Annotated in this window: 1 pseudogene; it reads left to right on the top strand. The window is 60.7% G+C overall.

What is annotated here, in order from left to right:
• A pseudogene (locus tag AOA60_RS32965) lies at positions 1 to 6,002 on the top strand (Ig-like domain-containing protein); the annotation flags it as partial.

Genomic DNA, 6,002 nt, shown 5'->3' with positions numbered 1-6,002 from the left:
ATCGTCGAAAACACCGCCGAAGCAGGCACCATCGCCGGTACCTTCAACGCACGTGACGAAGAAACTCCGCGTGAAAACCTGACCATCAACTTCACCACCGGCACCAACGCTGATGGCTATTACAGCCTCTCCGGCAACAATGTCGTGTTGACCCAAAAAGGCGCCGATTTCGTCAACGCTGGCAACCAGCTGCCGAAGATCGACCTGACTGTCACTGACGCTGGTGGCCTCAGCTCCACCGGCGAAGGCCAGCCAACCGTAACCCTGGTCGATGACACCCCGACCGCCGTCGACGGCCGCATCGAGGGCAACGAAGACACCTCGATCGAGCTCACTTGGGCGACGTTCGGCGTCCAGGACGAGGATTCCACCAGCCCGGCAGTGGTGTTTACCAGCCTGCCGGCCGGTTCCATCGAATACAAAGTCGACGGCGAGTGGGTCAAGCTCACCACGGCCGATCTGAAAACCGACACCTCGGCGGGCAAGGCCTTCACTCAGGCTGACTTCGATGCCCACAACGTGCGTTACACCCCGGCAGACAACGAGTCGGGCGATAACAGCTTCGGCGGCACTGGCGTGGGTAACAAGCAAGGCGATTACACTGAGCTGAACTTCCAGGCGACTGACGGCAGTTCCTACAGCGAGACTAAAACCATCACCGTGGATATCCACCCGGTGACGGATGTGCCGGTTTTGACCTTCGGTCAAGTGCCAACCGGTCTGACCATTCAAACCTGGACCGGCAGCAACCTGCCGGCTGAACTGGGCACCAACGGCCAAGGCGTTACCCAGTCGAGCACGCTGATCAATGTGATCAACGCCCAGACCGCTGACAGCGCAGCCTCCACTGGCGTGACCAGCAATGTGAGCAACGGCAACGTGGCCGAAGGCACCGCGACCAAAGTGTCGGGCCTGGTCTACCTGGAAGCCGGCAAGAGCTACACCTTCAGCGGTACTGCCGACGACAGTCTGGCAATCACCGTAGGCGGCAAGCTGGTTGCTTCCGAGACCTGGAGCCAGGGCAGCGGGATTGGCGGGTCGACCTACACGCCGACCGAGTCGGGTTACTACACCCTCGACGTCTACCACTACAACCAGAACGGCCCGGGCAACTACGACGTCAACGTATCGACCAACAACGGCCCGGCCGTGTCGTTGGGCAACAGCGGCCTGCAGACCTACACCAGTGTGGCCGCGCTTGAAGCCGCCGGCATGGTGCTCGGCGACAGCCACGTGGTGAACGGCGAAGGCTATTACACCGGTTCCGTCTACAACCACGGCCTGGAAGACACCGCGATCAAGATCGCGCCGATTACCGCCACGTTCGTCGACAACGACGGCTCGGAATCCCACAAGGTTGAAATCAGCGGCCTGCCGGAAGGCGCCGTGCTCACCGACGGCACCACTGGTCACAGCATCACCTCGACCGGCGCAAGCACGCTCTACGATGTGAGCACCTGGAACCTGAGCACCCTGACCGTTACCCCGTTCAAGGACTCGACTGCCAGTTTCGACCTGACCGTCAAAGCCACGGCCAAAGAGTTGAGCACCGGCGTTGAAGAAGTCACCAGCGGCAAGATCGGCATCGTAGTCACTGCGGTCAACGACGCGCCGGTGCTGGGCAACGGTTCGACCAACGCGTTCGGCGACACCTACATTGAAGGCAAGCCAGGCGGCTACGTTGCGGCAAACCTGACCATCGCCGACGTCGACAACAGCACCTTGCAAAGCGCCAAGGTCACGCTGGTCAACCACCTGACCGATGACGTGCTGATCGCGGATGTCAGCAACACCAAAATCACCGTCAGCTATGACAAGAACACCGGTGTGCTGAGCTTGTCCGGCGAAGCCACCAAGGCTGAGTACCAGGAAGTCCTGCGCTCGGTGCACTTCGCCAGCGAGAGCGAAGACCCGAGCCCGGTCAATCGCAACCTGACCATCACCGTCAACGACGGTCAGGCGGACTCCGCGCCAGTGACCTCGGTGGTCTACGTGGTTCCGGTCAACGATGTGCCGGTAGTCAGCTTCGACAGCACCACCTTCACCGAGCAGACCGCAGGCGGCGCGCTGGTCAAGAACCTGTCCATCAGCGACGTCGACAACTCCACCTTCAGCAAAGTGGTGGTCACGGTTGATCACCTGGTGTCTGGTGATCTGCTCAGCAATGCCGATGTACTCAAGGCCCTGGCCGTTGCTGGTATCACCATCACCGAAACCGGCAGCGCCGCGGATGGCAAAGTCGTCTACACCCTGACCAGCAATTCGCCAGCCGGCAGCAGCGCGGCGGACTTCATCAAGCTGGTTGAAGCGATTACCTTCCAAGCCCCGGGCAACAATCCGGCTGGCACTGATCGCACCGTCACCATCGACGTCACCGACATCGGCGGCGGCGGCGGCAACCTTGACCGCGAGCCACCGGAAACCGGCAGCGCCACCGGCAAGGTCACCATCGACCTGTTCAACGATGCTCCGACCGCATCGGCTGACCCAGCCAGTGCCAACGAAGACCACGCTGCAACCATCGTCCTGAGTGGCGCCGACGTGGATGGCTCCGTTGCCAGCTTCGTCATCACCACCTTGCCGACCAACGGCACGCTCTACAGCGACTCGACGCTCACCATCGCCCTGAAAGTCGGCGACTCGGTACCGGCAGGTGCCGACGGCAAGGCTTCGGTGTACTTCTCGCCGACTGGCGACTGGAGCGGCAGCACTTCGCTGACCTTCACCGCCGTCGACAATGCCGGCAAACCAAGCGGCGACACCACCGCAGCAATCACCATCGCGCCAGTCACCGACACCCCGCACCTGGGCCTGCTCGGCGGCGGCGTGGTAAGCGCGATCAACTTCGACAGCGCCCCGATCAACGGCGCCTGGGGCACGGTCGCGGTTGGCGATGCCAATAACGCAGCCGGCACGGGCACCAATCCGAACACCCAATGGCTGACCGGCAACGCCGACGGCAAAGTGGAAATCGGCCAAGGCAGCGTCTACGGCGTAGAGACCCCAGGCAACAGCCCCGTCATCGAGCTGGAGAAAAACGCCGGCGATGACGCCAGCCTGTACACCATCATCAAGGCTGAAAGCGGCACTGCTTACACCATCTCGGTCGACTACTCGCCGCGTGCGGGCGCCGAGAACAACTCGGTGATCGACGTGTTCTGGGGCGGCGTCAAAGTCGGCACCCTGGACGCCACGGTCGTGGGCATGAAGACCTACACCTTCACCGTGCCCGTCACCGCTGACGGCGACGCCAAACTCGAATTCAAGGCCCCGGCCGGCGACACCAACAACTCGCTTGGCGGCGTGCTGGACAACATCAGCGTTACCCAAGTGCTGAACACCGGCCTGGAAGATCACGCGATCAAGTTGTCCGCGATCGACGCCTATGCCACTGACACAGATGGTTCCGAGACCCTCAAGCTGGAAATCAGCGGCATTCCGGAAGGCGCGACCATTTCCGATGGCACGCCGGGCCACAGCTTCACGGCCACGGCTGACGTGCAAAGCATCGATATCAGCAGCTGGAACAAGGCCACACTGGTCTACAACCCGGTGCCAAACGCCAACGGCCTGGTGAACCTCACCGTTACCGCCACTGCGCAAGATGGCGATGCGACGCCGAAGTCCGAGTCGATTACGCTGCCGATCAATGTGATTGCGGTCAACGACCTGCCAGTGATTGAAGTCGTCGCGAACGACCTGGTAGAAAAACAGGTCGGCGAAGGCACCGTCGCCGGTACCTTTACCGTGAGCGACGTCGAGACCCCGATTGCCGATCTGAAAGTCACCTTCACCGGCGACACCAACAAAAACGGCTACTACGCCCTCGTGGGCAACGCCGTGGTGTTGACCCTGGCGGGCGCGAACTTCGTCAACGCGGGTAACAAACTGCCGGCCATTGACCTGACCGTCACCGACGCCGACAAGGGCAGCTCCCACGATGCGGCTACGCCGGGTGTGACGCTGGTCAACGATGTGCCGCTGATTGATATCACGCCGACCACTATTGTCGAGAACACTGCCGAAGCTGGCACCGTCGCCGGTACCTTCAACGCACGTGATGAAGAGACACCGCGTGATGGTTTGACTGTTAGCTTCACCGCAGGCACCAACGCAGACGGCTTCTACGCCATCTCGGGCAACAACGTTGTGTTGACGGCTAAAGGTGCTGACTTCGTCAACGCGGGTAACCCGCTGCCGAAGATCGACTTGACCGTCACCGACGCTGGTGGCCTCAGCTCTACCGGCGAAGGCCAGCCGACCGTAACGCTGGTCAACGACGTTCCGCTGATTGATGTAACGCCGACCACTATCGTTGAGAACGCTGCTGAAGCGGGCACCGTCGCCGGTACTTTCAACGCACGTGACGAAGAAACTCCGCGTGATGGTCTGACCGTGAGCTTCACCGCTGGCACCAACGCAGACGGCTACTACGCCATCTCCGGCAACAACGTGGTCCTGACCGCGAAAGGTGCCGAATTCGTCAACGCGGGTAACCCGCTGCCGAAGATCGACCTGACCGTCACCGACGCTGGTGGCCTCAGCTCTACTGGCGAAGGTCAGCCGACCGTAACTTTGGTCAACGACGTTCCGGTGATTGATGTAACGCCGACCACCATCGTCGAGAACGCTGCTGAAGCTGGCACCGTTGCCGGTACCTTCAACGCGCGTGACGAAGAAACTCCGCGCGATGGTTTGACTGTTAGCTTCACTGCTGGCACCAACGCAGACGGCTACTACGCTATTTCTGGCAACAACGTTGTCCTGACCGCGAAAGGTGCCGAATTCGTCAACGCGGGTAACGCGCTGCCGAAGATCGACTTGACCGTCACCGACGCTGGTGGCCTCAGCTCTACTGGCGAAGGCCAGCCGACTGTGACCTTGGTTAACGACGTTCCGCTGATTGACGTTACGCCGACCACTATCGTTGAGAACGCTGCTGAAGCAGGCACCGTCGCCGGTACTTTCAACGCACGTGACGAAGAAACACCGCGTGATGGTCTGAGCGTTACCTTCACTGCCGGTACTAACACTGACGGCTACTACGCTATTTCTGGCAATAACGTTGTCCTGACGGCCAAAGGTGCCGAATTCGTCAACGCGGGTAACCCGCTGCCGAAAATCGATCTGACTGTCACCGACGCCGGTGGTCTCAGCTCTACTGGCGAAGCTCAGCCTACCGTGACCCTGGTCAACGACGTTCCGGTGATTGATGTAACACCGACCACCATCGTTGAGAACGCTGCTGAAGCTGGCACCGTTGCTGGCACGTTCAACGCACGTGACGAAGAAACTCCGCGTGATGGTCTGACCGTGAGCTTCACTGCTGGTACTAACGCAGACGGCTACTACGCCATCTCCGGCAACAACGTTGTGCTGACGGCCAAAGGTGCCGAATTCGTCAACGCGGGCAACCCGCTGCCGAAGATCGACCTGACCGTCACCGACGCCGGTGGTCTCAGCTCTACTGGCGAAGGCCAGCCGACTGTGACCTTGGTTAACGACGTTCCGCTGATTGACGTTACGCCGACCACTATCGTGGAAAACACCGCCGAAGCTGGCACCATCGCCGGTAGCTTCAACGCGCGTGACGAAGAAACTCCGCGTGAAGGTCTGACTGTTAGCTTCACGGCAGGCACCAACGCCGATGGCTACTACGCCATCTCGGGCAACAACGTTGTCCTGACGGCTAAAGGTGCTGAATTCGTCAACGCGGGTAACCCGCTGCCGAAAATCGACCTGACTGTCACCGACGCCGGTGGCCTCAGCTCCACTGGCGAAGGCCAGCCGACCGTAACTTTGGTCAACGACGTTCCGGTGATTGATGTAACGCCGACCACCATCGTCGAGAACGCTGCTGAAGCTGGCACCGTTGCTGGCACGTTCAACGCACGTGACGAAGAAACTCCGCGTGATGGTCTGACCGTGAGCTTCACTGCTGGTACTAACGCAGACGGCTACTACGCCATCTCGGGCAACAACGTTGTGCTGACCGCGAAAGG

Origin of the sequence: Pseudomonas sp. 2822-17, from assembly GCF_002742485.1 — a bacterium.
Classification (GTDB): Bacteria; Pseudomonadota; Gammaproteobacteria; order Pseudomonadales; family Pseudomonadaceae; genus Aquipseudomonas; species Aquipseudomonas cyclaminis.
The sequence above is the reverse complement of the archived record's forward strand: the minus strand, read 5'-3'. Positions and strand labels throughout refer to the sequence as shown.